At 61.5% G+C, this 26,728-nt stretch carries 28 protein-coding genes and 1 pseudogene; 22 read left to right on the top strand and 7 right to left on the bottom strand.

Annotated features, from left to right (window positions below):
* Window positions 1-19: 19 nt before the first annotated feature.
* Window positions 20-919: a Ros/MucR family transcriptional regulator gene (locus F4U95_RS20045; RefSeq protein ID WP_120252734.1), complete on the bottom strand. Its 900-nt coding sequence runs from the start codon at window positions 917-919 to the stop codon at window positions 20-22.
* A gap of 187 nt (window positions 920-1,106) precedes the next feature.
* Between F4U95_RS20045 and F4U95_RS20040 the strand changes: the two genes are divergently transcribed.
* The 6 genes from F4U95_RS20040 to F4U95_RS20020 all read left to right on the top strand — a co-directional run bounded on the left by F4U95_RS20040 (window position 1,107) and on the right by F4U95_RS20020 (window position 3,758).
* Complete coding sequence (locus F4U95_RS20040) at window positions 1,107-1,592, top strand: hypothetical protein (protein ID WP_120252735.1); 486 nt, start codon at window positions 1,107-1,109, stop codon at window positions 1,590-1,592.
* Window positions 1,585-1,773: a hypothetical protein gene (locus F4U95_RS25170; RefSeq protein WP_232016551.1), complete on the top strand. Its 189-nt coding sequence runs from the start codon at window positions 1,585-1,587 to the stop codon at window positions 1,771-1,773. Before F4U95_RS20040 ends, F4U95_RS25170 begins: the two co-directional genes overlap by 8 nt.
* A complete protein-coding gene (locus tag F4U95_RS20035; protein WP_246171662.1) occupies window positions 1,766-2,248 on the top strand; it encodes a hypothetical protein in 483 nt (160 codons plus the stop codon). The genes F4U95_RS25170 and F4U95_RS20035 overlap by 8 nt, the downstream gene beginning before the upstream one ends.
* 44 nt (window positions 2,249-2,292) lie before the next feature.
* Entirely contained in the window at window positions 2,293-2,991 is a 699-nt protein-coding gene (locus F4U95_RS20030) for a hypothetical protein (protein ID WP_120253497.1), read from the top strand.
* Between the two features lie 12 nt (window positions 2,992-3,003).
* The gene (locus tag F4U95_RS25165) at window positions 3,004-3,384 is read left to right on the top strand and encodes a hypothetical protein (protein ID WP_232016555.1); all 381 of its coding nucleotides are present in this window, start codon (window positions 3,004-3,006) and stop codon (window positions 3,382-3,384) included.
* Window positions 3,385-3,506: 122 nt separating this feature from the next.
* A complete protein-coding gene (locus F4U95_RS20020) occupies window positions 3,507-3,758 on the top strand; it encodes a hypothetical protein (protein ID WP_170271971.1) in 252 nt (83 codons plus the stop codon).
* A 51-nt stretch (window positions 3,759-3,809) separates the two neighbouring features.
* Here the strand turns inward: F4U95_RS20020 and F4U95_RS20015 are convergent, their stop codons facing one another.
* Entirely contained in the window at window positions 3,810-4,361 is a 552-nt protein-coding gene (locus tag F4U95_RS20015) for a type II toxin-antitoxin system VapC family toxin (RefSeq protein WP_170267509.1), read from the bottom strand.
* Window positions 4,351-4,626 carry a hypothetical protein gene (locus tag F4U95_RS20010; protein ID WP_232016557.1) on the bottom strand — a complete coding sequence of 92 codons (276 nt, stop codon included), beginning with the start codon at window positions 4,624-4,626 and terminating at the stop codon, window positions 4,351-4,353. The genes F4U95_RS20015 and F4U95_RS20010 overlap by 11 nt, the downstream gene beginning before the upstream one ends.
* A gap of 180 nt (window positions 4,627-4,806) precedes the next feature.
* On the opposite strand from F4U95_RS20010, the gene F4U95_RS20005 reads away from it, so the two are divergent.
* The 3 genes from F4U95_RS20005 (at window position 4,807) to F4U95_RS19995 (ending at window position 7,385) form a co-directional block, all read left to right on the top strand.
* Window positions 4,807-6,003, top strand: coding sequence for a DUF932 domain-containing protein (locus F4U95_RS20005; RefSeq protein WP_120252738.1), 1,197 nt, complete (start codon window positions 4,807-4,809; stop codon window positions 6,001-6,003).
* Between the two features lie 93 nt (window positions 6,004-6,096).
* Window positions 6,097-6,309 (top strand): hypothetical protein, encoded by a 213-nt coding sequence (locus F4U95_RS20000; RefSeq protein WP_037480211.1) that lies wholly within the window; start codon window positions 6,097-6,099, stop codon window positions 6,307-6,309.
* A 119-nt stretch (window positions 6,310-6,428) separates the two neighbouring features.
* Window positions 6,429-7,385, top strand: coding sequence for a DUF5983 family protein (locus tag F4U95_RS19995; protein WP_120252739.1), 957 nt, complete (start codon window positions 6,429-6,431; stop codon window positions 7,383-7,385).
* A gap of 37 nt (window positions 7,386-7,422) precedes the next feature.
* Here F4U95_RS19995 and F4U95_RS19990 read toward each other — a convergent pair whose 3' ends face one another.
* Window positions 7,423-8,820, bottom strand: coding sequence for a DUF6880 family protein (locus F4U95_RS19990; protein WP_120252740.1), 1,398 nt, complete (start codon window positions 8,818-8,820; stop codon window positions 7,423-7,425).
* Entirely contained in the window at window positions 8,820-8,987 is a 168-nt protein-coding gene (locus F4U95_RS19985) for a hypothetical protein (protein WP_232016558.1), read from the bottom strand. The genes F4U95_RS19990 and F4U95_RS19985 overlap by 1 nt, the downstream gene beginning before the upstream one ends.
* 438 nt (window positions 8,988-9,425) lie before the next feature.
* Between F4U95_RS19985 and F4U95_RS19980 the strand changes: the two genes are divergently transcribed.
* The 9 genes from F4U95_RS19980 to F4U95_RS19940 all read left to right on the top strand — a co-directional run bounded on the left by F4U95_RS19980 (window position 9,426) and on the right by F4U95_RS19940 (window position 17,907).
* The gene (locus tag F4U95_RS19980; protein WP_232016560.1) at window positions 9,426-10,811 is read left to right on the top strand and encodes an ATP-binding protein; all 1,386 of its coding nucleotides are present in this window, start codon (window positions 9,426-9,428) and stop codon (window positions 10,809-10,811) included.
* A gap of 65 nt (window positions 10,812-10,876) precedes the next feature.
* Window positions 10,877-11,440 carry a DUF5983 family protein gene (locus tag F4U95_RS19975; RefSeq protein WP_120252743.1) on the top strand — a complete coding sequence of 188 codons (564 nt, stop codon included), beginning with the start codon at window positions 10,877-10,879 and terminating at the stop codon, window positions 11,438-11,440.
* Between the two features lie 95 nt (window positions 11,441-11,535).
* The gene (locus tag F4U95_RS19970) at window positions 11,536-12,738 is read left to right on the top strand and encodes an ATP-binding protein (protein ID WP_150412160.1); all 1,203 of its coding nucleotides are present in this window, start codon (window positions 11,536-11,538) and stop codon (window positions 12,736-12,738) included.
* A 12-nt stretch (window positions 12,739-12,750) separates the two neighbouring features.
* Window positions 12,751-14,049 (top strand): hypothetical protein, encoded by a 1,299-nt coding sequence (locus tag F4U95_RS19965; RefSeq protein WP_120252744.1) that lies wholly within the window; start codon window positions 12,751-12,753, stop codon window positions 14,047-14,049.
* A 12-nt stretch (window positions 14,050-14,061) separates the two neighbouring features.
* A complete protein-coding gene (locus F4U95_RS24945) occupies window positions 14,062-14,280 on the top strand; it encodes a hypothetical protein (protein WP_120252745.1) in 219 nt (72 codons plus the stop codon).
* A gap of 310 nt (window positions 14,281-14,590) precedes the next feature.
* A complete protein-coding gene (locus tag F4U95_RS19955; RefSeq protein WP_088189812.1) occupies window positions 14,591-15,061 on the top strand; it encodes a DUF736 domain-containing protein in 471 nt (156 codons plus the stop codon).
* 86 nt (window positions 15,062-15,147) lie between these two features.
* Window positions 15,148-15,429: a hypothetical protein gene (locus tag F4U95_RS19950; RefSeq protein ID WP_120252746.1), complete on the top strand. Its 282-nt coding sequence runs from the start codon at window positions 15,148-15,150 to the stop codon at window positions 15,427-15,429.
* A 72-nt stretch (window positions 15,430-15,501) separates the two neighbouring features.
* On the top strand, window positions 15,502-16,512 hold the full coding sequence (locus tag F4U95_RS19945) for a DUF2493 domain-containing protein (RefSeq protein WP_120252747.1): 1,011 nt from the start codon (window positions 15,502-15,504) through the stop codon (window positions 16,510-16,512).
* 414 nt (window positions 16,513-16,926) lie between these two features.
* Window positions 16,927-17,907 (top strand): SLOG family protein, encoded by a 981-nt coding sequence (locus F4U95_RS19940; RefSeq protein ID WP_120252748.1) that lies wholly within the window; start codon window positions 16,927-16,929, stop codon window positions 17,905-17,907.
* 404 nt (window positions 17,908-18,311) lie between these two features.
* Here the strand turns inward: F4U95_RS19940 and F4U95_RS19935 are convergent, their stop codons facing one another.
* The gene (locus F4U95_RS19935; protein WP_246171661.1) at window positions 18,312-18,548 is read right to left on the bottom strand and encodes a hypothetical protein; all 237 of its coding nucleotides are present in this window, start codon (window positions 18,546-18,548) and stop codon (window positions 18,312-18,314) included.
* Between the two features lie 651 nt (window positions 18,549-19,199).
* Between F4U95_RS19935 and F4U95_RS19930 the strand changes: the two genes are divergently transcribed.
* The 4 genes from F4U95_RS19930 to mobF all read left to right on the top strand — a co-directional run bounded on the left by F4U95_RS19930 (window position 19,200) and on the right by mobF (window position 25,023).
* Window positions 19,200-19,526, top strand: coding sequence for a hypothetical protein (locus tag F4U95_RS19930; RefSeq protein WP_145986284.1), 327 nt, complete (start codon window positions 19,200-19,202; stop codon window positions 19,524-19,526).
* A gap of 159 nt (window positions 19,527-19,685) precedes the next feature.
* Window positions 19,686-19,985, top strand: coding sequence for a toxin-antitoxin system HicB family antitoxin (locus tag F4U95_RS19925; RefSeq protein ID WP_120252751.1), 300 nt, complete (start codon window positions 19,686-19,688; stop codon window positions 19,983-19,985).
* Window positions 19,982-22,072, top strand: a complete 2,091-nt coding sequence (locus tag F4U95_RS19920) for a type IV secretion system DNA-binding domain-containing protein (RefSeq protein ID WP_120252752.1) — start codon at window positions 19,982-19,984, stop codon at window positions 22,070-22,072. The genes F4U95_RS19925 and F4U95_RS19920 overlap by 4 nt, the downstream gene beginning before the upstream one ends.
* Entirely contained in the window at window positions 22,069-25,023 is a 2,955-nt protein-coding gene (gene mobF, locus F4U95_RS19915; RefSeq protein WP_120252753.1) for a MobF family relaxase, read from the top strand. The genes F4U95_RS19920 and mobF overlap by 4 nt, the downstream gene beginning before the upstream one ends.
* A gap of 979 nt (window positions 25,024-26,002) precedes the next feature.
* On the opposite strand, the pseudogene F4U95_RS19905 reads toward mobF, so the two are convergent.
* A pseudogene (locus tag F4U95_RS19905) lies at window positions 26,003-26,581 on the bottom strand (IS66 family transposase); the annotation flags it as partial.
* Between the last annotated feature and the right edge of the window lie 147 nt (window positions 26,582-26,728).

Below are 26,728 nucleotides of genomic sequence, written 5' to 3'. Positions count from 1 at the left end.
CATATCTCGTCGGTGACCATTATTCCGTAGATGTCGGTGCCGGAACAGGCGCTTTCTTCTGTTTCACAGCGGATACCTGCCGCCCTGCGCCTTTCTGCTTCGTGGATGCCGCAGCCTTTGGCGGCGCAGCCTTTCCAGCTGTCTCTTTCCCGGTGGCTGGCTTGGCAGGTTTAGCCTTTGTGGGCTCTGCTACTGCGGGTTCCAACGGCTCTTTCAGGGCCGCTGTTGGGGCCTTCGCAGTTCGCGGTGTCGTTTGTACGCCCAGCTTCTTCCTGGCAGGCTTTATTGTCGCGGTCTCCGCTTTTGCAGGCACGGTCGAAGGTTCTGACTTAGGTTCGGACGATACGATTTCGGCCTGTTCGCTTGGTTTGGCAGCGGCCGCCTTGCCGCGGCCGCGCTTGGACTTAGCTTCCGTCGAAACTGCCGGTGTGGCTTCGACAACCGGTGTCGCTTCGACAACTGGCGCCGCCTCTACCACGGGTGATGCTTCCACTACCGGAACCGCATCCTGTGCTTTCGCGCCAAACCGCCGTCCAAGGCCGAGCTTTTGCGCGACGGTGCGCCGCTGTTCCGAATAGGCAGGCGCGACCATGGGATAATCCTTGGGAAGATTATAGCGCTCGCGATATTCGGCGGGTGTCATTCCATTGACCGCCAGATGCCGCTTGAGGGTCTTGTACGGCTTTCCATCGAGCATGCTGATGATGTGTTCGCGTGAGCCAAGGCTCTTGCGGATCGATACAGCAGGAACATACTCGGGTGCCGCTGGCGCTTCCACGTCGGCCTTCCGTTCGAGCGCGCCGCGGGTCGCTTCGATGATGCTGGCGATGTCGCCGGACGGAACCTGATTGTTGGAGAAATAGGCGCTCAGTAACTGCACCGTCATTGCGGTGAAATCAGGCTGCTCGGTATCGGCCACGAAAGGACTCCTGGTTGAGAAACGAATGGAGGATGCCGGTTATCGCCGGACTGGAACTGCGCTTTAGCTAAGCGGGAATCTACAGCTCATGCAAGACGGGAATGAGTGACGGTCATACGGTCCGGCAAAGGGGAGGGGGTGAGGATGGAGAGACCGACTGGAGTCCAGTAACTACGAAAGGCATGTCATGGCCGACCGTGTATCCGCGCATATCATGATAGGGGGTGTGCTTCCTCGTTCGCAATACCCCGTTCTCGTTCAGGCGATCGGCAACGACAATGCGGCTGTCGATTGGGACGGAACGCCCTTTGATCCGGCCAATATTCCCGTAAATGACCCTCTCACCTTGATGGATCATGAAGTGGCCAATGGATGCTTCGGGAGAATCGAAGAAAGCTGTCGACGTCTTGGCCTTCATTATGTCCGATGGTCAGGCGGATATGCCGGAAGCTTCCCCTCTGTCCGCGTCATTTACTGGGGCCATGGCGAACCGCGACACTATCTGACGACTGAAGATGACCAGCAGCTCTTCTCGATCGAACGCATTCGGGAATTGGGAGGCATCGCCGCAATCGAAACTGACTACCAGCTTGCCCGCCAGAACCCGCCGCCGCTGGTGCTCATCGATGAAGAACCGATTGATGGAGCAATGATGGAGCCGATCCATGGCTGACCATTATGTTCAAGCGTCCTTCGCGTTCACCTGCACGGCCGGTGAAGGCGCGCTGATCGAGGAGGTGTGGCAGCACGCGTCCGACCTGTTGGGTGATTTTGCGCCGGGGGAACCGAGCGCTGAATTCCTCGCCGCCTTCATGCCCGACCGATCTCGCCAATCCGTTCAACGGCTTGCTTGAAATCTTCGATGATTCGGACTTCCCAGATTTCGGAGCCGAGATCGAGATTGCGGGCGCAGCCGATTGCATCGTCGCCATTTATGGCACGACCGACTTCCAGCCTGGTCCGATTGCTGAACTCATCCGACGCTGTTGCCAGGATAGCTTGCAGACCGCGCCTGTCGGGTTCGACTGGAGCTATGGCTGTTCGCGCCCACGTCGCGACAGTTTTGGTGGAGGATGGTGCGCGATATTTGCCGATCATGTCGAATTCGCCAGCACCCAGGAAGAACTGGCGCGCCGGTTGGTCCGATCTGCAGTGACGCCACCGATGGAACCGCCTGATCCATGGATCGACTATCCACACTATCCCTCGGCTGATTGGCAGACCGAGGTCGCCAATGGCGATACGCGTCTTGGCTATCTCGACTGGGTTCTCGCCCGAACTGAAGCAGACCGCAGCGTGCCTCCCTCAATGGAAGTGCCGTCGGCCTGACGCACCCCACCCCCTGAATTTGATTGACCCATAAGGATGACATCATGACTGACGCTAACGCGCCGGGCGCGTCCGCGCGCCTGTATAGTCAGACCGACCATGACGAACGCGGCAACTTCCATTATGAAGGCGATCTCTACCGCGCCGGCGAAGCGTTGCCATCGCTCGCCTCCCGGATCGATCGCCAACTCGCCCAGCATTTTACCGGCACCAGCTTTGCGATCCGCACCGAGACATTTGCAGGCGGACGCAAGGTCATCGCGGAAATCCTCGATACCCCGGACGACCTCACCGGCCGTGAAGCGCAGGATGCCTTCATCGTCGAGGTGCGCGATCAGATGGAACGGTTCGGGTTCACGCGGACCAATCCGTTGCAGGATTTCTGGTCATGCAGTTTCTACAGCGAGGCGCGCATCGGCCAGGCCTATTGGGCGGCATTGGCAAAACGTCAGGGTATCCGCAATCCCGTCGATACGGTCCTGTCATTAGCGGCATTCAAGAAGCGTGTAAAAGCCGGTGATCGGCTGAAGCTTCTGGACGCACCGTCTGGTCATCGACTTCTTGGAACGACCCGCGACATCACCGAAGTGCGCTCGGGCGACCTGATCCTCGAAGGTCGTTCCTACCTGTCCTTTCCCAGGGCCTCCGCCTTCGCCTGCGACGGCCGGCTGATCCGGATCGCCATCGGTTCGCAATATGGTCCTGACGATCATCTTCTCTACGAATGGCTAAGGGCTTCCTGAGCGCCATTTCCTATGGTGATCGCGCTTGCCCAGACCATGCGCGATATCGGGCATAACTATCAGCGGCACCTTCATGTGACGGCGATCGATGTTGATCCGCGTGCGATCCACATGGCCTATGTTCAACTCTCACTGCTTCATATTCCAGCCCATCTCATGGTCGGCAACGCCTTGTCGGGCGAGATACAGGACCATTGGTTCACCCCAGCGCATATATTGGGGGGATGGACCGCTCGGCTCACCCTTCGTCAACGTCGCGAACCCGTGGCTGAGACCGCCCAACGCGCGACCACCGTCACCGCCGCGACATCACCATCACAAGGCGCCGTTTCGCCATCGCACGAACCACGGGCATCGCAGCGATCGATGCCGCGACAGTTGAGCCTATTCTGACATTCTCGCGCCTCACATCATAGGAGATTGGCATGGCCCGACATGTCCATATCGACGCTCTGGGCCGAATTCCGTCCGGCACAGCAATCATAACTTTGGCCATCTGCGGACCGCGCGGCGGCATGCGCGCCGTCGAGGATATTTCGATCGATGAAGCCGAGAAAATGGTAACGCAGCTTCAGGCTGCGGTCGCTCATGCTCGAGCCGGGGCCGCCATCGCTCCAGTTGATCGCTTCATGCAGGACGTCATCGACCGGCTCGCCGATCAGGGGCTCGCGCTCGATCCTTCCTTCCGTACATGGTGTGCCGGCAATCACGGCCTGCTCAGTCCACGGCAGGCCGCTGAACGCTGGTGCTGCTGGCATGTTGCCTGACCGATCCTGCCGGTCGCGAGCATGGTCGGTTTCCCGCGCCTATGTGACGGTTCAATACAGGATGACGCCCGTCCCGGGAATGATCTGATCGAAAAAATCGAAGTCGCGCCGGTTGCCTGTCAGCAGGTCACAGCCGGTCGCCGCCGCCTGCAGAAACAGCAGGGCGTCGTTGAGCAGGGCGATCGAATGGGGTTGGCCAGAAAGCCTCGTGACCATGCCTGCCAGCATACCGGCCTCTCCGAACATGCGGGAGGAGGGCGCGCTGAGGCGATGCTCCGGGATATCGTCGATTGTCCGTCCCAGCGTCTTGAGGACCGACGCGGTGCGTTTGTCGGCCGGATCGAGCGCGCCCATCAGGTGGGTCATCTCGGCAAGCGCCACGCAGGAATGATTGACGATCCTGTTTTCCAGCAAACAGTCTACTTCATCCGGTGTCTTGCCCTGAAGCACATCAATATAGACGCACGTGTCGAGCAGAAGCTCGCGGCCTATGACAGCTGCCTTGTGAACAAGCGGCAATGCCTCTTCGGGTCGTCGCGACAGCCTGGCACCAGATCGCTGCGGCCTGATCCGGCGCAACGAGGCCTTGCGATCAAATCCCAAGCGCAATATCCGCAGGGATCGTGCCCTTTCGGCGCACTAGCCTGGCTCCGAAATCATCCTCAAGCGCCACTTTGGCGAGCGCATATTCGACAAGATCGGTGGTCGAGGCGATGCCGCTGCGCATCTTGGCGCGATCGATGAGTTCACGCGGGACACGGGCGCCGACCGCGCTGTTCGTGCCCGACAGCAAACCCGCCGCCTTGGCAGCGGCCACGACCGCTCCATGTCGCTGGGACAGATGCTCTTCGTGCTTCGTCGCCATCATGGCCTCCTTTCGTTGAACATATACGCCAGTTTGTAAAACATACAAGCCGCCGTCGTACCTGCCGCCGCCGGTCGGGTCTCGTGAACCCGATATCGCGGTGCGCGAAAGGGAAGGGAGGGGCGGGGATGTGACAGGGGCGGTGAAGCACCTGTCGCTCTGCATCTCAAGGAGACGATTCCCATGGCGACCCTTGCCCCCATGAACGAAAGCCCCCGCGTCACGGCGCCCTATCGGATCGATGTCTCGCGCGGACGCATGAGCAGCCGCGTATCGTCCGAGTGGTTCTCCCGTCCCGACGACGAGAAATATCTCTCGCTGACCAGTCTCTATGATGCCGTGCGCGGCCGCGCGGACCGTGCGACCACGCGTATCGTTGAAAGCCGGTCGATCCGGGTCGAGGCGAAAAGCGACAATCCAGAACGGCTGATGCTGGTGGCGCCTGGCGATGATCGACCGCTTGCACCCACCAACTGGTCCTTTGGCCAGGTGGCAAGTCTCGTCGGTGCTCCGGCTTCCTATCTGCGCCAGCTTCCTGCCGCGCTTGCCGGCATCAACCTGCAGCATGGGTTGATCAACCACCGGGGCGAGCAGGTCAAACTGCTCCAGACCGAGAATGGTCGCACCGAATTGCGGGCGGCTACCGGGTCGGAATATGGCAGGATCTTCGACTGGGAACTGGTCCAGGCGGTGATGGCCTTTGCCGGCGATGGCGTCGGCGACACGCGCTGGAAGGTGCCCGGAACGATCGACTGGGCCGGCATGACCTATAACTCGCATGTCGATATCACCAGGGAGACGACCACGCTCTACGCATCGGACCGGGACATTTTCCTGTTCCTCGTGGACGACACGCACCCTATCGAGGCCGGCAAGCTCCCTAATGGCGATCCCGACCTTTATTTTCGCGGGTTCTACGCCTGGAACAGTGAAGTCGGCTCCAAAACGCTCGGGATCGCGACTTTCTATCTGCGCGGTGTGTGCGCCAACCGCTGCCTGTGGGGTGTCGAGAATTTCGAGGAGGTCAACATCCGCCACTCGAAATTCGCCGGCGCCCGTTTTGCCCATCAGGCCGCGCCCGCGCTCGAGCATTTCGCAAACTCCTCGCCGTCGCATTTCATCTCCGGCATCAAGGCCGCTCGCGAGCGGATCGTCGCGCGCAAGGAGGAAGAGCGCGAACCCTTCCTTCGCAAACGCGGCTTTTCCAAGGCCGAGACCGCAAAGATCATCCAGACCGTGCTGGCCGAGGAAGGCCGGCCGCCTGAATCCATCTATGATTTCGTCCAGGGCATAACAGCGCTGGCGCGCGCGAAGCCGCATCAGGACAGCCGCCTCGACCTGGAGAACAAGGCCAGAAAGCTGCTCGAACAGGCGCTTTGAGGCCCGGCGCCGCCGCTCTCATGCCTTCTCCACCTTCTTCCTCGCCATCCCGGTCAAGCGCCGGGGTGGCCATTGTCATGAAAGGATGCCGCCATGCGCGCCCATTCGTCCCTTCCCCTGCCGCAATTTATCGTCGACATCGCCTTCTTCAGCGGCGGCGAATACTATGCCACCGAGACTTACACCGTTCCTGCATCCACCTGGTTTGCTGCGGAGCAACAGGCGCTGCAGATGTCGGTAAACAGCGTCTATGACGATGCGCGCATTCCTGACCTCAGCCGAACCGCCACTGTCCGCACGGCCTGATCATGCTCTGAGATCAATCTCGATGACAAAACTTCCGAACCGGAATCCTGGGACGGGTGTGCCGATCCAGCCGCTGTCCGAACCGTGGGCCCGTGCCACCTTCCCCTGGAGCCATCTCCATGACCCGCTACACATTATCCCATCTCGAAACCGCTGCTTGTCTTTGGGAAGCCGTCCTTGAATTGCGCGATCGGCCAGAGACCACTCCCGATGCAAGCAGTCTGGCGCTCGCCTTACGCAAATGCGTCGATACGCTCGGCACGGCGGCGCTGCGTCTGATCGTGGTAGGCTGGGTCGATGCGGTCGAGGCTGCATGGCGCACCGTCGAAGGCGAATATCCGTTGTCGTTCGATTGGGATTTCGTGCCCCGTTGGATTGACGACACGATCGACTGGTCAGATCCGCGCCGTCCGGTCATTCGCGCAACTGCGCCCGTTCGGTACGTCAGATCGACGTCGTTTCCACCTATAGGATATGACGCACCCCCCCAAACCGCGATCGGGACCAGCCATGAGGACCATCTGGCGATAGAGGTCCACACTGCCGTGATTGAACATCGGCATGGAATGAATATCCACGTCGCAATCGATGCGATGGCTCTCGACGTGGAAATCGCTGCTTATTGCCGTGAGTATTGGAGCGAGATCGACGACGCGCGCGACCCGGATAACCTGTCCGACACAGAAGCGATATCAAGCTATTTCGAATGTCATCCGTCGGAAAGCTGCACGAAGGATCGCATACGTATTGCGCCCGTCGCAAACCCGTCTCCCCTTGCTGCCGGATCGATCGAGCAAGGCCGCTATTGTGTACTATCGACCGCCCATCTGACGGTTCATACCGCCTCATGCCTCGATAAATGGGCGTCCTGGCCGCCCAGTGATCGACCGATCGACATCGCGGCTTCGGTCTATGGCTGGTTCGTACCGACGCGCGCCATTGATGATGACCGCCGTGCGCAATTGCCGCAGGATCTGCTGCGGCTCATCGCCTTCGGCCGCGCGCACGGCTTCCAGTTCCTGCTCTTCGACTGTGACGGCAGTGACGTCGACGGACTGCCGCTGCACCATTGGTAGGGAGGTTTCCAATCTGGCCGCCCCGGCTTCTCCGCGATTATCCGAATTTCCCCGCGACCTGATTCCAGAAGCCGATCTTGCGTCCATGCACCTTGCGAAGATCGGCCAGCCAGTCATCATGCGGTACGACATCGACATCGCCTGCGATACGGTCAGCCAAATCCGTCGCGGCTGCAAAGTCCCGCGCAGCATAGGGGTAGTATTTCGAACTCGCCCGGTCGAGCACGCCAGTCACCAGTCGGCGATAGAGCAAGGTGGCCCCGCCCGGGTCGGCTTGCGCCAATGCCTCAGCGGCAGGACGCAGAGTGTCATAGCTCCGGGCTTCCAAATCTTCGAGCCTTTCCCTGGTCAGCCTGCCCGCGCGCTTGAGATCGGGCCAGGCAACCAGGAACGCCAACGCCGATGTCGCCCGATCATATGCCATGGCCTGATCGAGGGCTTGCCTCTCCGCAGCGACATCCTCGAAATCGGGCAAAGCCCTGAGCCAGTTGCGCAGTACCTGCCCGTCGAGCCAGCGGTCGAAGATCGCCTTGCGCTGCGCCTGTACATCGTCCCTGCGGCCGAGCGCCTCAAAGGCCCGTAATTTGAGATCGGCAAGCTCGCGCTCGTTATGGCTGCGCTCAACCGGTGCGTCGATCCAGTCAAGGGCTTCTGCCGCACGACCATGTGCGATCAATCGGGCGGCCACCTGCGCATTGAGTACGGGGTTGCGACGATCGGGATCGACAGTTGCAATATAGGCGTCCACATCGCCGTCGAGATCGGCGAGTTTGGGTAGCAGCCAGCCGACCTTATAGTCGAACTGTCGCCGGTCATTCCCTGTCTTGGCCGCCTGCCGCTCAAGCAGAATCCCGCGCAAGGCTGCGCGGCCCTTCTGCCCCAAGGCTGGAGAAGCCGCTTCCGGCAGATCGTCGAAGACGCCATAACCGTCGCCCTCGACAAGCATCAGAATGTCACCTGCCAGCAGCTCGACATCGGACATGTCCGCCTGGCACCATAGTCGGCCAAGATCCTCACCGCCCTGCCGGAATATCTCTCCAAGCGACCCGCTGCTGTCGTCCGACCTTTCGAACACCGGCTCGGCAAGGCTCAGGAACAGCCGCATGCTATCGATCGCCTGGCTCAGAGAGTGTTCGGCCAGCGGCCCCATGATCGCTTCGCGTAACTGATCGAGTTCGCGCGCGAGTGCAGGGGCCTTGTCCCATTCGACGAACCCGCGCGAACGCCGGATGGTCTTCAGTCGCTTGTCGATCTCGTGGGCCAGCGCGCCGCCATCGTGCTTGGCCGCCAGTTCCATGCGGACGGCGCGGGCGAAGACGGCGTCACGCTCGGCCTGGGCGAGAACAAGCCGGGCAAGGCGACCGGCTCCCAGCGCCGCGATCGCTTCGGACGTCATCTTGCCCGAACCGCGACTGCCCTTCCTGGAGGCCCCCATCAGCCGTCCTGCCCTGATACCGACCCTGCTGTTCCCTGGATCAGGGCAAGCAGCATGGCGTGCAGTGCCTCCTCGGCGCGTTCGCGCCGTGCTGGATCGGTGGCGGCGATGTCCCGGCGCATCCAGTCCGGCAGGCGCCGGAGCAAGGCGGTCAGTTGCGAATCCATATCCTGAGGCATTCCTCGTTCTTCGCAGCCGGGGACCGCTGCCGCAACAGCAGCTTGCACATGGGCCTCAACGGGCACCATGCCCTTTGACGACAAATGGGGGGGAGGAAGAGGGGAAGGGATGATGGGTTCCAGTCCGGAACCAGGGAGACCGCCATGCCCCTTCCCCCAACGATCCATAGTGCCGTCAGCCCGGACGCGATCCGCCGCGCTTCACGCCTTTTTTCAGGCGACAGCCGGGACTACCTTCATGAGATGTTCCAGAATGCCAGGCGCGCCGGTGCCACCTGCATCGCGGTCGATCTGACCGAACAGGATGGCCGATACCTTCTGCACATCCGCGATGATGGCTGCGGCATCGATGATCCCGCCGCCCTGCTAATGCTGGGCCATTCGGGCTGGGGCGATGACATTGCCCGCAGCGAAGACCCGGCCGGCATGGGCATGTTCAGCCTTGCCGGCCGCGCGGTCGAAATCCAGTCCTTCTCCCCCTCTGCCGCCGCAGCCTGGAAAGTCCAGATCCCCGCGCACGCATGGGAAAGCGGCGCGCCGCTTGCCATCGCTCCGGCCGTGATCGGTTGGGGCACGCTGATCTCGATCGAACTGCCGCTCGACTGGAACCAAGGCTTGTCCGCGGCCGTCGCCGATGCAGCCCGTCACTATCCCTTACCGGTCACCTTGAACGATGCGCTGCTGCCCCGCGAAGACTTCCTCAAGGACGCCATGTTTGTCGAAAACGCCTGCGGCTGCCGTATCGGTGTCTATGATCGGGATCCTGATTGGCCAGGCGACCAACGCATCAATTTTCACGGGCACCGCGTCAAATGCGCCTTGCCGACGGTTCGGGAAGAAAAAGACAATGGCAGTCTCTGGACGGTCCGGATCGATATTATGGATGCGCCGGAAATTCATATGGTTCTGCCGGCGCGCAAGGAGGTTATCGACAACGCGGCATTGAAGGCCCTTCGCGACGCTGCCGAGCAGATCCTGTACAAGGCCATCGCGACCCGACCGGACCATCGGCTGCCCTTTACCGCCTGGCAGCGGGCGTGCGAGCTAGGCGTCACGCTGCCGCAGGCGCGCTCAGGGCTGGCGATCTGGCGGCCGCAGACCGCCGACGACTGTCATGGGCGAAGCAGCCGCATGATCGCTCCTGAAGGCGCAATGCTGATCGTGCCGGCGCTGGAGCCGGATATCGCGCAGTCGCTTGCGCTGGCTCGGGGCAAACCGCCCATTGAGGATGTGCAACTCGTCGAGGCGGAAGACGCGCTGCAAGGCTACGCCTGGTATGACACGCTCCCGGTGATCAGGGATATTTCCCTGCGCATCGACCGGGAAGGCTCCGTCCATCGCTATGACGACGACATGTGTCTCCCCGCCGATTTCGCTTGTGGCCTGGTCGACCGGATCGTCATCGAGCTGACGGTTTGTGAAACCGGTCGCACGGACGCGCCACGCAGCGTCCATTCCATCGAAATCCCGGCGCTCGTCTGCCGCAATGGCGGTTGGGATACTGAGGAGGCCATCATCCTGGCCACGCGCGATGGTGGAATCACCCCGGACAGACTGAGCCGCATGATCTATGCGACGATCTTCTGTGGGGCTGATGATGGCGACTGCGACAGCTGGGACACCCAGTCGCGATCCTTCGAACGCGAGGCGCGGCAGCACGCTACGCATATCCTCCTTGGGGAGGACGCTGCCACCCTCGAAGCCATCAACATGAGCGCATGGGATAATCTGAGCTGGCTGATCCCGCTCGATCGCAAGATCGTCATTCACGCCGAGCGCGGTGCCATCACGGTCGATTTCCTGCCGAATTGAAAGGGTGCCCGAGTTGGCTCGCCGCGCCTGTCACCCCTGTCCCAACCCAATCAAGGAGACCGGCCATGCGCCGCTTCCCCGTCTGCGCCTGTTCGACAGCGCATCTTCCCCGCGCCGAGAATGACGCCATCGACCGGCTGATCCAGCACGCGCCGCGAAGGAGCGGCCGGATCATCGTCGATCATCCGATCTTGTCGATCGAGGCCCACCAATATGGCTTCTGGGTCCATCTTGGCTTCATCGATGACTGGCCCGATCGCCCCGATGGGCTTTCGCCTGAATTCTGGGCTTTGCTGTCGGACGCCCGCAAGGCTGGAGCGAACTGGCTGAGCTTCGACCGTGATGAACCGCCTTGCGATCGGTTCCCGGTCTTCGCGGCCGGGCAGGGGGAGGCAACGGGCGACGCGGGGAAATCGGTCAATGCCGCAAACCCCGCTGCCAGGATCACGATCCGCTGTTCTGCATGTGGCAGCGCCGAGGTAATGCGCGATGCCTGGGCGCGCTGGGACGATGATGCCCAGGACTGGGCGCTCGGCGCTGTGTTCGACGCAGCTTTTTGCGAGGCCTGTGAAAAGGACGCCACGCTTTCCGAACAGTCGATCGACGGATCGCAGCACAAGCATCCCTGATCGCCAGGCCCGCTGGCCATTTATCACCTCAAGCCCTTTCCCTCGACCAGCATCTCCGGCCGCTCTCAGCGCCGCCGGGCAAAGGAGCATATCCCATGACGATCTCCAATCCTGATTTCACCCGCGACACGAAAGTCCCGCTCGGCCGCTCATCGACCAGTCCGCTCGAACTGGATCTGGGTAAACTGATGGCGGGGCGCTGTCTGATCCAGGGATCTTCAGGCGCGGGCAAAAGCCAGACGCTGCGCCGGATCATCGAAGAAGCGTTCGATTATCTCACCACCATCATTGTCGATCCGGAAGGCGAGTTCGCCAACCTTGCTACGCATATCGGCGCAACGACGGTCATCGCACGCGAATATGCCAATGATGGTCTCACAGCGCTCGCGCTGCGAACGCGGCAGCATCGTATCGCCCTCCATCTCGACCTTACCGATCTGGAGCCCGATCATCGCATCGAGAAAGCTGCGGCCTTCTTTGCGGGCCTGCTCTCGACACCGCGCGAACATTGGGCCCACACGGTGCTGGTGTGTATCGACGAGGCGCATCTGCTCGCGCCGCATATTGCAGCCTCGGCCCGCGACGCGGAGACCCGCCGTCTGGGGGTCGCCACCTTGACGGATATGTGCGCGCGGGGTCGCAAGCGCGGCATTGGCACGATAATCGCGACCCAGCGCCTCGCCAAGCTCGCCAGTTCGGTGGTCTCTGAACTGCACAATCATCTGATCGGCCTCAATGTCTTTGATCGCGACGTGGCACGTGCTGCCGACCTTCTGGGGTTCGGCAGTGAACAGGCCGCGTTGCTGCGCCAGCTTCCGCCCGGCGAATTCTTCGCCTTTGGCCCCGCGCTCGCGGCGATCCCGGTGCTGGCGAAGATCGATCCCACGATCACCCCCCATATCGGGCGCACGCCCGATCTAGTCGCTGCCGCCGATCTTGATGCCGATGAAAGCCGGACCCTGCTCGATCTTGACACCCTGCGCGAGGTCGCGCCGACCAGAGGGAACCAGGTGACCATGCGAGGCCAACGCGCGCTCGACGCCTTCCTCCTCGATCCCGCCGCCCCCGCCGCTGCACGGATTGTCGGCGCGCTGGGCAGCATAGCGCCCAACGCCACCACGGCGGACGATCTGGTGCGGCACCTTGCCCTGCCTGCGAACGATATCGATGCCGGGCTCGACCTGCTCGCCGCGATCGGTGCGTCCGACACCATGCCGCGCGGCGATACGCGGATCGCGCGGCTGTCTGCCCGGTTGCGCCTGCGTGTCGTCGATACGCCCGTTATCGGCCTGGTCTGAACGGAGAGTGCCATGAAAGAGACAAGCTTCGATCTCGACGCTGAAATCGTCGAACTCACCCCGTTCGTCCCTGACCAGCAAACGGGTACAACCGCGCCACTTGCCGAACTGGCTTTCCGTGCCGACGCATGGCTCCCCGATGAAACGCTGCGTTTGCGCGCCGCCTTCGCCGATGACTGCACGCTAGAGGAGATTGCCACAGTGCTGGGCCGATCGCGTGCCAGCATCGCCACGCGTATCTATGATCTTGGCCTCCGCCGAAACTCGCGGCGATCCTGGATCGCGTGGGAGGATGAGGAACTGGCGCGCTGCTATATGCACGAACCAACCGCGACACTGGCTGCCCGCCTCGGCCGCGCTGTGAGCGCCCTCTATGCCCGTGCGCAACTGCTCGGACTCTCCGAGCCCGGATCGCCGCCCTATAGCGGTTGGGAAGATGCACAGCTTCGCGCCGGGTACGCCAAGGGTGTTCCCGTCGCCCAGATTGCCAGCCTCATCGGCCGTCCCTTCGGTGGCGTCATCTCCCGCGCTTCGGCGCTGGGTCTGCGCCATGCCTGCCAGCCGGACGACTGGAGCGACGCGGAAATGGCTCGCGCACTCACACTCGCGGCCACAGGCGTGCCCTATGTCGTCATTGCCAGGGCGCTCGCTTCTGAGGGATTTCCGGCCCGGAACAGTCGCAGCCTTGGCCAACGCCTTCGCAAACTGGGTTACGGCAGAGGGTGGGGCAGGCCGTGGATCATTGAGGAAGACGAGCTGCTGCGCCACGCTTATGCGACTGGTACGAGCCTGACGCCCCTGCGGGAGCGGCTTGGCCGCAGCCCGCATTCCATCCGCTGGCGTGCAGAGGCGCTTGGCTTGCGCGGCACGCATGTCCGCCGCGACGGGTTTCGGCAGGGACCTGTCTGGACGGCCGGGGAAGAAGCTCGGTTGCGAGCGGATTATGGCAAGGTACCGACACGGGACATTGCCAAAGACCTTGGTCGCGGCGTGCGCGCTGTCCTTTATCATGCCAACCGCCTGGGGCTGGTGCATGGCTTCATGCGCGCATTCAGCGCGCATGAGGACCGGGCGATCCGTAACGCCTGGACCCATGGCGTTTCGATGGTCGATGTCGCCCAGGCGCTTGGCCGCGATCCCGCCGTCATCGGTAAGCGCGCCGCACGTATCGGCTGTCGGTTCAACGATCCGGCCAGACCGTCCCGAGGCCCCAGGACCCGGCGGGCAAATCGCACACCCGTCACGCTCCAAAGCCTGCTTGCACTTAACGCCGCTGCGGCGGTCGATGCAAACCGGTCAATCGCTGCCTGAACCTATTCCAGCATGGAGGCCATGATGCCCTCGTCCGATCTGCCCGCCCGGTTGTCACCTTGCCGGCGCCGCTTATGCTCATTCGATCACGCCTATAAAATCGCCCTCAATCTTCGGCGGGACACCGGCATCCCGCATTATGTCATCCGCGGGATCCTACCCTTGCAGGCCTATCGGGTGACGACAAGGCCGCCGGCCTGGCCGGATCGCTGGCTGGCGATGGCGGCATGATCTCACCATGCGCACCGCTACCGCTATTCGCCCGACCGTAGCCCCACCGCGCCTTCAGCCTCGCGCGCCATCCACCTGCGCTGCCCCCGGCAGGGCTGTATTGGCGACCCGTCCTGCCGGGGTTTTGCGCTGAATTGTGGGCCGGTCGCAGGGCTGCGGGTGGCGGAGGGGCGAGCGTCGCGGGAAGGATGGGGAGCGCTGTTCCTTCGACGGGCGGCGCGCGGGGCAAGGGCGGGACAGAGAGGAGAGAAGGGACGGGGAGGGTGTCGCCGGAAAATGGATTTCGAGCGACATTCGAAAGGTCAAGACGATGAACATCGGTGAAATCTTCAATCAGAACGGCCGCCTGACGGGCTCGATCGCCACCCGCACGATCGATCTCCCGCGCATCGGGCTGCGCAAGGTCATGAGCGAGAATGAGAAGGCTCCGGTATACGAAATCCTGGCGCTCAACGTCGCGCGTCGCTGGGTTCAGGTCGGCGCATTGTGGGAGGCTGCGTCCAAGCGCACCGGCGAGGTCTTCCTTGCCGGCAATATCGACGACCCCAGCCTGCCTGAACCGCTGCCGATCGCGCTCTTCCCGGCCGATCATGGCGGCTACATGGTCGCATGGCGGCGCGACACCATGCGCTCCGACTTCGGGGGCAGCATGGGGACCAGCCGCACCAATTATGACGATCGCGGTTCGCGCGACGAAGGCGGCTTCGGTGACAGCACCGCAGGGGCTGACGGCGAGCTGGCCGGTGCGGGCGCGCCGTTTGGCGAGGAGGACCCGTTCTGATCTCCCGTTGATCGGAACCCGTTCCGGGCCGGGGAGGCGTCAGGCTTCCCCGGCCCTTTTCTTTTCTTCGCATGAGGAGACAGTCCATGCCGCTTCCTTCTTTTCATGACATCGCGCCGCTGTCCGATCTCTCGGCGCTCTGCGTCGCGATCATGGCCAGTCCCGCTATCCGGGATCTGCTGACATCCCAAAACACGCTTGCGGTCCGCTCGCCGGAAATACCTGGCGGCGTTACATGCGGCGAGATCATCGCTGCTATCTATGACATGCTCGAAGGCACGCCCTTTGCGCCCCATGCGGCGCAAATCGTCGATGCCGTCCTGACGCGCTCAACCGCTTTGCCCAGCGTACGGGCGAACATGCACTGATCGACATAATGGGGCGGGACGCCTTTGCGCGTTCGCGCCCCTTTTTCCTTTTCCATGATGAGGAGAAGTACCATGACCCATGACCATTCGCGGCGTATCAGCCACTTCGCAGACCTGCCGACGCTGTTTGCACAGATGACGGCGACACCGGAATTCAAACGCGCTTTTGGCGATCCCATCCCGCTTTCGATCATCACGCCGGGCGACGAGCCGGGCGAGCATGATATGCCCGAACCGCTCCACGCGCAGGCCGATTGCGCGGGTGTGATCGCCACCATCTTCGATCTCTTGACCGATACCCGCCTCGACGCGCTCGCGCCCGAGATCGCCTGGGGCATGGTCAACAGCTTCCACTTCGTAGCTGGCAAGCTTGAACGACAGGAAGACATGCTGGCCAATGAGCTGCGCGATTTGATCCGGCGGATCGAGCCTTCGGAGGTTTTCAACAGCGAACTGGAGGAGAAACAGCTCCTGTGCCAGTCGCTGACCGAACAACGCGAGGCGATCGAGTGCATGCGCGATTATGCCGCCGAAACTTTCCGCGTGCTATCGGGTCGCCCCTGGTCGCCGGCGCGCGGATCGCGTGTCTCGAAGGCGGCTACCGCCACGCAAGTATCGATACAGGATTTCCTGCGTGCCCGGGAACTGGCCGAACGGGAGCGGTACCGTCCCCGTGGACCGATCGTTATCGCCTCAGGCCATGCGGAATGGCATGACTGGCAATTGCTCTGGGATCGGCTCGACACCATCCTCGAACGCATCCCGCATATGACGCTGGTGACGACCGCGCAGCGCAAGGGATTCGACGCGATCGTGGCCTCTTGGGCTGGCAATCGGGAGGTGCAACTTGTGACATATTCGCTGACGGGGTCGGGGCGCGGTGCGCCCTTCGCCCGCAATCGCAAGCTTGTGGACCTGAAACCCGTCGAAGCCTTGCTGGGTGAGGGATCGGGTATTCAGGCCAATCTTTATCAGGCTCTGCGGAAGGCCAGCGTTCCGATCCATGCCTTCCGCAAGGCCGATCAGGTTCCGGTCGAAAATGTCACTCCGCCCCGGCGCAGCCAACTTCGCCGTGCCGCCTGACATTACATCGCTCGCATTTCGTTCGGGGATAGCGCTACGCGCGCTGTCCCCTTTTTCATGGAACAGATGCTACCTCGGCGATCAGGGCAAGCGTTGCCGGCACTTCCCTGCGAGGCCATCGCCAGGAGGCACCCATTTGCGAATCAGGGGCATCGAGCCCCAGATTCGCAACGCCTCTTCTCTCTCTCAAGAATTCCAAGGGTGGCACGGGACCGCGTCGGCCTCAAGGACGACGGGGCCCCACCATTTTTTGGGGCGGGTCAGGCGCCGCGCTTCTCACTCGACCATGGTGACCGCCCCAAAAAATCGTGACCCCCATCGCCGGCTGCGCCGGTCGCGTTCCGCGATCCTTGACCCCGACGCTCGGAGCCCGTGCCCAGGGGGGAACCTCTTTCGCTTCAAAAGGAGGTTCTCATGACGAAGATCAACCACGCCGACCGCATGCCTTCCGACATTGCTACATTCATCACGCAGGAGACAGTGGCTACCACCGACGACTTCCACGCGGCCTTCGCCTCCGATCTCGATGGTGTCCGCATCGGGCGTGGTGGAGAAGAGATGGCGACCGACATGCCCGATCCGAGGGAAGCCCAGTTCGCCGTCGAACTGATCGTCACGACACTTTTCGACGCATTACGGGACACGCGCTTGGAGCCGGCCGCGCAGCGCCTGGCGTGGGGTATCGTCAACAGCTTCCATCACGTCGCCGACCAGTGGGAGGGCCAGGCCGACAAGGCGACACGGCAGATTCAGGACCTGCTGCGTCGCGCCGATGGCAGCGAAATCCACAGCGTCGAACTCGAGCAGGCACGCGACGAACTTGAATATCTCGACGAAGCTACCGAGGCGCTGCGGTGCATGCGCGACCATGCGGCTGACGTCTTCCACACCGAAACCGGACGGCCATGGTCCGCGCCGAAGGGATCGCTGGTATCGAGCAAGCGCACTGCGTCGGTTATTGCCGCCACCGATTTCCTCGCCGCCCGTCGTCAACGCCGGACCGACGCGCACAACCCGCAAGGACCGATTGTGATCTTCTCAGGAGGAGCGGAATGCTGGTTTGACGACCGTCTCATCTGGGGCAAGCTCGATGAAGCCAAATCCCGAAATCCGATGATGGTGCTGGCGACGACCGCGCAAGACAAGGGGTGCGACGCCATGGCCGCAGCGTGGGCAGCGTCGCGCAAAGTCACGCTCATAACATTCCGGCTCAGCGCAAAGCTTGGCAAACGGGCGGGGTTCGTACGCAACGAGCAGATGGTCGGATTACGTCCCGTCGAAGCGCTGGTGTGCGAAGGATCAGGATTGCAATCGCACCTTGCGCGACTGGTCAGGGAGAAGCGTATCCCGGCGCGGTTTCTGAGGCTCAGCGATCAGGAATGGGAGGCGCAATGACGCCCCGAGAGGATCGGTCCGGTTTACCGGGCCGATCCTCATTTCTTTTTTCAAGCGCAGCACTCGCCCCCGCTCAGGGACCCGCAAGCGGGCCCGTCGCGGAGGCGATACGGAACCGCCAGCGCGGTCCCGGCCTCCTGCGCGCGGCTTCGCCGTGCTCGTCGCAGGGACACCCTTCGGGTGCGGTTTGGGAAGGCTGGTAGTCGCGAAAACGTTCAGCGTAACGATCAAATGAGGTGAGGGCCAAAGCGGGGAATGCGTCCTCTGCCTTCAAGATCCAGTAAGGTCAGAGCAGGGGAAATCTCGCCGATATCCGATGTCGTCCTTCGCTCTGATACCGACAGGAATGGGTTCCTTATGCTCCACCCATGCCGATTATCATCAGATTGCCGCTTCGCGGCGGGTCAGCTCACTGGCGGCAACTTTTTCAGGGCCGTCAGCGCTGCGCTGCCGCCAACCCGGATAGCCTGGGTCAGAAGTTCGCGGAACTCACGCTCCGTCAGCTTCTCTATCGGCACGTCGTTTACCATGGCCGCATATTTGCCGCGCAGAGCGCGGCGGGCGGTTTCCAGATCTTCCGTCAGCTTGCGCTGACGTGTTTCGAGATCGGCAAGCCGATCCCTTTCGGTCATCTTTGGCATTTCCATCGTCCTTCCCCGATGGGCTGCCCGTCACACGCAACTGTGCCATATCGACGGGCCAAAGCAAGAGCGGCTTGCCGCTTCCTGGGGAACTGGCGGGGTGTACGGCGCGCCGGCGAGGCAGCGATGCTGGCATGCGAAGCCCGGCGTTAAATCTCCTGATGACGGTAATCACGCTCTCGGGACCGGGCCTTATATCCGGCCTCCTTTTTTAAATTCTGGGAGAAAAAGCTCATGAGCTCTACCCTCAAACCACCCCGATATCGGCCCCCGAAAATCAGCAGAAAGGTTGCCCCGCGCCTACCGGCACGAGGCAGCGCAGCGCGAGCGCGCTGCGTAAGGCGGGACGCACGGCGCAAGGCCGTTTTGTAATGGACCCTACGCACGGGTGCTGCGGGAACATTATGCCCTAAAAACATTAGGATAAGTCTGTATTACGTGTCTCACACTGAACCGGCGCGCTGTCGTACGCAAAACACCGGGTTTACTTGGGCAAGCCTATCATACTGAAACGCCTTCAGGAATTTCGTGATACGCGTCGTATGTCATTCCTGGTCGCGGCATGCGATGGCGGTGGAGCCTGCAGGTCACCACCCGTTGAATCCTGGCCAAATTCATGGTCTTTTTGTCGCGGCAAGAAAGGATCGCGCCATGACGGAATTGAATGAGGAGTATATCAGCGATCTCCGCCAAGCGGTGGTCAAGGCCATCTGCGAAGTGTCGGCGCAAAGGCAACACGCCCCGGAAGCGGGCAAGGGGGGCACTCTCTATATCGGGACAGCAGAAGTCGGTCAGATGCTCACCATTTTGCTGACCGAGTTTCTGGAAGGCGTCCCTGGTCTCGATACGCCCAGTGAGGTGCGGCGCATGTCGGACGTTGTAGCCAGGAAGATCAGACTGGGGATCGGCGAAATCCGTCGACACCGCGAGGAGACGGGCGGAACGCCGCCGCCGTCCATCATTATCAGAAGCAACTGATCGAGTCCGCTCAGCCTCTTTTTCTGTCGGTACCTACTCCCAGCGCTAAATCTCTGGATCAATCTGGTCATAGGGCGGCTTGCGCCAATATTGCCATTCCGGTAATATGCGATCGCTTCATGATATTTTCGAAGGTCTCCGGATAAGGAGACTGTTCGCTTGCCCAAGCTTAATTTCCGCCTCGATGAATCGCTGCATGCCGCCTTGATGCGCCGTGCGCTCGGTGCGAACCTGTCGTTATCGGCGTTCATTCGTCAGCTGCTTGAGCAGGCGGTCGACGAGCGCAAACGCTACGTTTTCTCTTCCCAGGATGAGATTCTCGCCACCTCGATCCAAATCCTGTCGATCGTTGCGACGTCCGTCGGCGAGCAATCTCCCAGTGCGCTCGAGCAGGGCATGGTGCAGGCCCGAATGATCCTTGCCGAACGCGGCCTGCTTGGGGGGGAGGATATCCCATGAGCATCTTTCGCAACGACACGTTGGGCTCATGGACGCGCGGCGGACAGGCGATCGTCCACAATGTCCGCATGACGACCCAGGTCTTCTACCAGACCATATTGGCGGGTTTCATTATCTGGATCATCGGCACGCTCTGGTATGCGTTCGAGAAGTCGACCGAATATGAGCGGTTCATTCTGGTTAAGTTGGCTGAGGCCACGATCAAGGTGCATGCGGCCGCCGGGACCAATGATCCGGTGCAGTTTCGCACCCCTGACGGCCAGGCCTACTGGACCTCGGCGGACTGGCTGGTTGCCTCGACCCTCGCGAAAAAGACCTTGCATGTATTTGAAGGCTATCTGCTGCATGGCGCACTGCTCTCTGGCCTGTTCACCCTTGTCATGCTCGCCTGGGCCTGGTTCTACTTCACCCGGACGGGTAGGGGCCTTGGCTCCAATGAATATCTGCGAGGGGCGAGGTTCGGCACGATCCGCCAGGTAAAACGCGCGCTATGGCGACAGACCAAGGGACCTCTGGTGATCGGCAATGTGCCGGTGCCTGAGGCCTATGAGCCTGAGCATATCCTGCTGTGCGGTGCGCCTGGCACGGGAAAGACAAACCTCATCGTCGGCATGCTCGACGGCATCCGCAAATCGGGTCGGCGCGCCATTGTCTATGATACCGCCGGTACCTTCGTCGAGAAATTCTATCGGCAGGGCACTGACATGTTGCTCAACCCGCTCGACCAGCGCGCGGCGCGCTGGTCGCCCTGGGTCGATGTGCCACGCGATTATCATTATGATCAGATCGCGGAATCGACCATTCCCGACAAGCATGGCGATCCCTTCTGGGCGAAGGCGGCGCGGGGGACGCTGGTTGCGGTCATGCGCAAGCTGGCGCGCCAGAAACATACCTATGTCTCGGTCCTCCTCGACCGTCTGCTGCGTTCTAAACTGAAAGACCTTGCCGCCTTCGTGACTGGCACTGATGCCGCCGCCTTCATCAGCACCGAAGGCGAAAGGACATCCGCCGGCATCCAGGCCGAACTTGCATCGGTCATGCGCAGTTTTGGTTATCTCGATGATACCGAGGACGGCTTCTCGATCCGCGACTGGGTTGAGAAAGGCGCAGACGGGAGCTGGCTCTTCATCACCGTGAAGGCCGACCAGCTTCCCTCGCTACGCCCGCTCATCACCGTCTGGCTCGACATCGCAATTAGCGCCATCATGAGCCTGACGCCCGATCGCGACCGACGGCTTTATTGCGTGATCGACGAACTGCCGACGCTGCATAAGCTGCCGTCGCTCTCGGATTTCCTTGCCCGTGCCCGCAAATATGGCGGGTGCGGCATATTGGGGTTCCAGTCCTATCCCCAGCTCAAGGCCACTTACGGCAAGGACGATGCGGCTGCGATCACTGGCTATTGCTCAACCTGGGTGGCGCTACGCGCGAACGACACGGATACGGCCGAGCATGTCTCGATCAACCTCGGTCAGGTCGAACAGGTCGAGGCCAATGAGGGCATGTCCTATGGGGTCAACGACATGCGCGATGGGGTCAATCTGTCGCGGATGCAGGTGACGCGGCCACTGGTCATGTCGACCGAAGTCACCAACCTGCCCAACCTGATGGGCTTCCTGCGCTTCGGCCGCAATTTGCCTGTGGTGCGGTTCGATAGCCGCTTCAACGACGTACCCTCCTTGGGACCAGCTTTCCTCGAACGCACGACGCCCCCCATTCAGATCGACAAGGCCGGGATGCTCGTTCGCATTGCCCATGCCGAAGCGCGTGTTCGCGAAGCGATGGAGCGGGAAGCCACGCAGTCATCTCCGCCAGCGACACATGGCGAGATCAAGCCAGCGAAGCCTTCGGTATCTTCAGGATCCGCCCCGACGCCGCCACCGCAGTCGGATCTGTTTACGCCTCCAGCAACAAACCTCGATCCGCAGCGTGTGGAAGATATATTGCTCATTGACGAGAATGCCGAGCTTCCCGCGCCCGCCCGCACCCTTTGGACCATCCTTGCCGGCAAGCAGGGAGAAATCCGGTCTGATCTTGTCCAGCATGGCCGCGACGACGGGCCGCGTGAGCGCGCGAGGCCAGCATGATCCAGCCACAACGCCTCCATGGCAAACCAGCCAATATTGCCCGCTACTATACGGTCGGGGATTATTACACCAAGGGCGGTAATGAACCGTCTGAATGGGGTGGGAAGCTTGCAGCCGATCTCGGCCTCTTCGGGGCTGTTGATCCGAAGCTGTTGCGCGACCTTCTTGCTGGAAAAGTCGGGGATCAACAACTCGGGCGGCATCGTGCGGATGGCGAAATTCAGCATCACCCAGGCTGGGATTTTGCGGTCAACGCGCCCAAGCCCGTGTCGGTCATGGGGCTGGTTGCCGGTGACGAACGCGTGCTTGCCGCCCATGAGGGCGCGGTGACCGCAGCCATTTCCTATCTGGAGGAGCAGGCGCAGTTGCGCCGCCGTGATAAAGGGAAGATCGTTCATGAAACAACGGGTCGGATCCTGGTTGCTCGCTTTACCGAGCATGGCAGCCGGGAACTTGATCCGCATCTGCATACGCATCTCGTCGTGCTCAACATGACGAACCGCGAGAATGGCGATCCCATGGCAAGCCTCGAAAGCCGGGTCATGTATGGCGAACAGCGTGTGGCCGGTCAGATATATCGCAATGCGCTGGCTTTCGGCTTGCGCGAAGCGGGCTATGAAATCGATGCTGATCCGCGTTCCGGATTGTTCGAGATACGAGGCGTGCCGAAGGACCTGATCGACCAATTTTCGCAGCGCGCCGAGGCGATCGAGGATCATGCGCGCGAGCATGGTCTGGTGGGACAGAAAGCCCAGCGTGCTTCCTTCTATGCTACGCGCAAGGCGAAGGTGAAGATCGGCCAGGAAGAACTCAGCGCGCAATGGCATCAGCGGACAGGCAAGCGTCTCGAAATGCTGCAGGAGATTGCTGCGCTGGCGCGGGGTCGAGAAGGGGAGCATCCGGCGCCCACGGAACGCGATGCGTCGCGTGCGGCTCTTTTCGGCTTGCGGCAACTGGAGACATCCGAGGCGGTCAACAATTTAGGCGACATATTGCGCAGGGGTCTTGCTGCCCATGTCGGTGAAGTCCGGCTTGATGATATTCGTCCCCGGATCGCAGCACATGAGGTCCTGCGCAAATTGCTGCCGACCCATGCGCAGACCGGTGACAAGATGTTGACCCGTGGCCGCACCAGCCGGAAGTCCTGGCGTCTGGAGCTGGCATTGACCCAGCATATTGCGCTCGGCCTTGATGACGCGCGTCCCATCGCCTCGAGCGATCGCTTGCTGGCCGTGCTCGACGGGACGTCGCTCAACACGCAGCAGCAGCGCGCACTTGTCGAGACGGCGCTGACGCGGGATCGGGTCACGGCGATTCACGGTGTCGCCGGTTCTGGAAAATCGACGCTGGTGAGAGTTCTGGCCGAGGCAGCCGAACCGGGAACGGCATTGATTGCATTGGCACCCACATCATCGGCCGCAGCGGAACTGGGAAGCAAGGCGAACATCACGTCCCATACTGTCGCCAGCTTCATCGCGCGCGGCGGGCAGGGGATCACGGACCGCCATGTGCTGGTTCTCGATGAAGCAGGGCAGCTCGGCAACCGCCAGGCCCAGCGGATGCTGGAGATCAGCAGGACGACCGGGGCACGGCTGCTTTTTCTCGGAGACGAGAAACAGACCGGGGCGATCGAGCAGGGCAAACCCTTCTGGTTGATGCGAAGACTGGGCTTGCCAACGGTCGAGTTGACGCACGCCGTGCGGCAGGAAACGAAATCAATCAAGGCTGCCGTCACAGCCGCGCGGACGGGGAACTTTGCCGAGGCATTGGCAAAGCTCGATAGCGTCAGCACCGTCGACGACAATGAAAAGATGGCGGAACAGGTCGTCAACGCCTGGATACGGCTTAAACCGGCATCGCGGGCCGGAACCAACATCCTGGTCCTCGACAATGCGACCCGGCTGATCGTTAACAGCAAGATTCGCGAAGCGCTGAAAAACGAGAATGGGCTGGCCGCCGAGGGCAGCCGGTTTTCCATCCTGGCCCCGGCGGGCTCAACCGATATCCAGAAGCATATGGCCCGCTTCTACGGTGCAGGACAGGTGGTGCGTTTCGAGCGGGACATTGCAGACCTCGGTATCGCACGGCACGCCGACTATCGGGTCGCTGGACTAGGCCGGGAGGCCAATGGGCGCCAGGTTGTGCGTCTCGTCGACGATCAGGGGCGCGTCATACGCTGGGATCCGCAGACGACGAAGGCCCGCCACATCAATGTGTTCAATCCTGAAGAGCGGGATATTGCGGAGGGTGACCGTATCCAGTGGCGGCTCGTCAGTCGCGAACTCGGGCTACGCAATGCGGAGCGCGGCACCGCAGAAAAACTTGATGGCGCGCTAGCGACGATCCGCTGGGATCGAGATGGGCGCGTGCAGCAGGTTAATCTGTCGGAACACCGGACCTGGGATCATGGTTACGCAGAGACGGTCTATTCCGCACAGTCCAAAACCTATCCGCGCGTTTTCGTGCTGGCGCCCGCAGAATCGCCGTTGGTCAACGCCCAGAACTTCTACACCGCCATTACCCGCGCGGCATTCGGTGCCAGGCTCTGGACCAACAACGTCAAGGAACTGATTGCCAAACTCGATCGCCAGTCAGGAGAAAAGACGTCTTCTTCGGAAGGGTTGGGCCGGTTGAAGACTGATCGCGTAGATGCCTTTTCGAAACGCCGGGAAGGCCATGTGGCAAGTCTGAGGGCCGAGCAAGAGCGAGACCGAACGGAGCGGCGCGATCGGGCGATCGAGCGACAACTCCACTATCGGGACCGCTCACCCCGTGGCGCGGCTGAGCATCTTGCGGACGGTGCCCGGAGCATCGCGCAGGTGCTCGATAAGTTTCTCGCAGGCATTCTCGACCATGCGCACGCCGAAGGGAGTGCGCCGAAAACCGGCATCGACCGGGAAAACCAATCTCCTGCGCCTCGACCCGAACCATCCCATGGCCCCGAACGATAAGGTCACTGCCCATGCTTCGCTGCAAGTTTACCGTTCAACTGATCCAGGGAAAGCGCTTCGCAGGTGCCGTCCAGCCTGAGTATCAATTTGAATTCAGTACGTCGCGCCAAGCCAGAGGGTGTAGGGTCTTCCTGAGCCGCATTGGATGGACCAAGCCGCACAGTCGGACTTCTGTCAGTCGTAATGCCGCCGCCGAGATCAATTCGGAGAGAGCGCTCTCTGCATTTCAGAAAGATGGCCCAGTTCCGGTGTTTGGGCTTTACAGTGATCCGACCAATCCGATCACTACGCCTGGAACCGCTATCCGGAGGGTCGGATGAAGTCACACGGCATCCCCAGGCTGTTATACACTGCTGTCATCAGTATGGCATTGTACACCACCCCCGCATTTTCGAAGTCCTCAGATGAGGAGGAATTGCGGATCGCCGCCTGCATTCTTCAAGCCTCGCTTGGTCAGCCCTAGCTGGAAAAAACGCTTTGGGGACTGCGCGATCAGGAAGCGGGCTGGGTCGGCGCTGAGGTTCGTAACAGCAACGGCTCTCACGATCTCGGTCCCCTGCAGATCAACAGTTGGTGGACACCTCGCATCGCTGCGCTTGTTGGGCGCTCACCTGTTCAGGTTCGACATTGGCTGCGTTTTGATCCCTGCTTCAATGCGGAGGCTGCAAGGTGGATATTCCTGTCTGCCCTGCGCTCGACCGGTAATTACTGGAAGGCGATTGGCGCCTATCACAGCCCGACGGCGTCGCGGCAGTATCGCTATTTGAATTCGGTAGCTCGCCATATGAGGACGAGATACGGAGATGCTGTCTTTCGCCCGTGATAGACAGGACATGACCTTGATTTACCAGACCGAGCGTACAGTGTTTTCGTCAGTGCAATATGCTTTTGCCTGCAGATGGCGCAGCAAACTCGATCCCCAGGTGCTGTGTGGATGAACGATGGTAATTGCTCACGGGGTCGGCAATTGGTGGGCTGATCAGGCGACCACGAATCTGCCGTCGACGAGTTCGCGGATGGCTACGAGTGCCGATTTTCCGCTGAGACGAGCGGTTCCGGTGACGGATCGATATCCAGCGTGGATCTGGGCGCCCCAGTCGGAGCGGAAGCCGTTGGTGACCTTGCGGAACACGACCGAGGGGCGGATCTCGCGCTCTGATATGTTGTTGGTCGCAGGGACGTTGCGGTTGGTGAGAAAGATGAAGAACTTGCTTCGCCAAGCCTTGATTTGTTTGAGCAGAACACGTCCCGCAGGGTGCGCGACAGGCATCTGTACCAGGCGGGTCAGCAGATTGTCGGCCTTCGCAGCGTAGGTGGCCAGCGTTGTGTCCTTCAGGCTGCTTCGTCGCTTGCCGATGCGGATCGCCCAGCGCAGGTGGTCGCGGACTTTGGGGGCGAAGGCGGTATCCCCGCAGTCGATGGCATACTGAACATCGCGCAGGACATGCGCGAGGCAGACCTGATGCTCCTTGCCCAGTTCCTGCTGTCCAGCGTAGCGATCGGAGACCCACACATCAGGTTGGTGGCCGCCCAACACCTCCTCAGCAACACTGCGCGCTGAAGCGCCCCGGGTTTCCAGGAGGCTCCAACTTGTGAGAAGGAGCATCCGTTATGAGCAAGACAACCAACAAATTTTCACCTGAAGTCCGCGAGCGGGCGGTTCGTATGGTGGTGGAGCAGCGGGCCGAGTACGGCTCGGAATGGG

Source organism: Sphingobium limneticum, from assembly GCF_008710165.1.
GTDB lineage: Bacteria > Pseudomonadota > Alphaproteobacteria > Sphingomonadales > Sphingomonadaceae > Sphingobium > Sphingobium limneticum.
The sequence above is the reverse complement of the archived record's forward strand: the minus strand, read 5'-3'. Positions and strand labels throughout refer to the sequence as shown.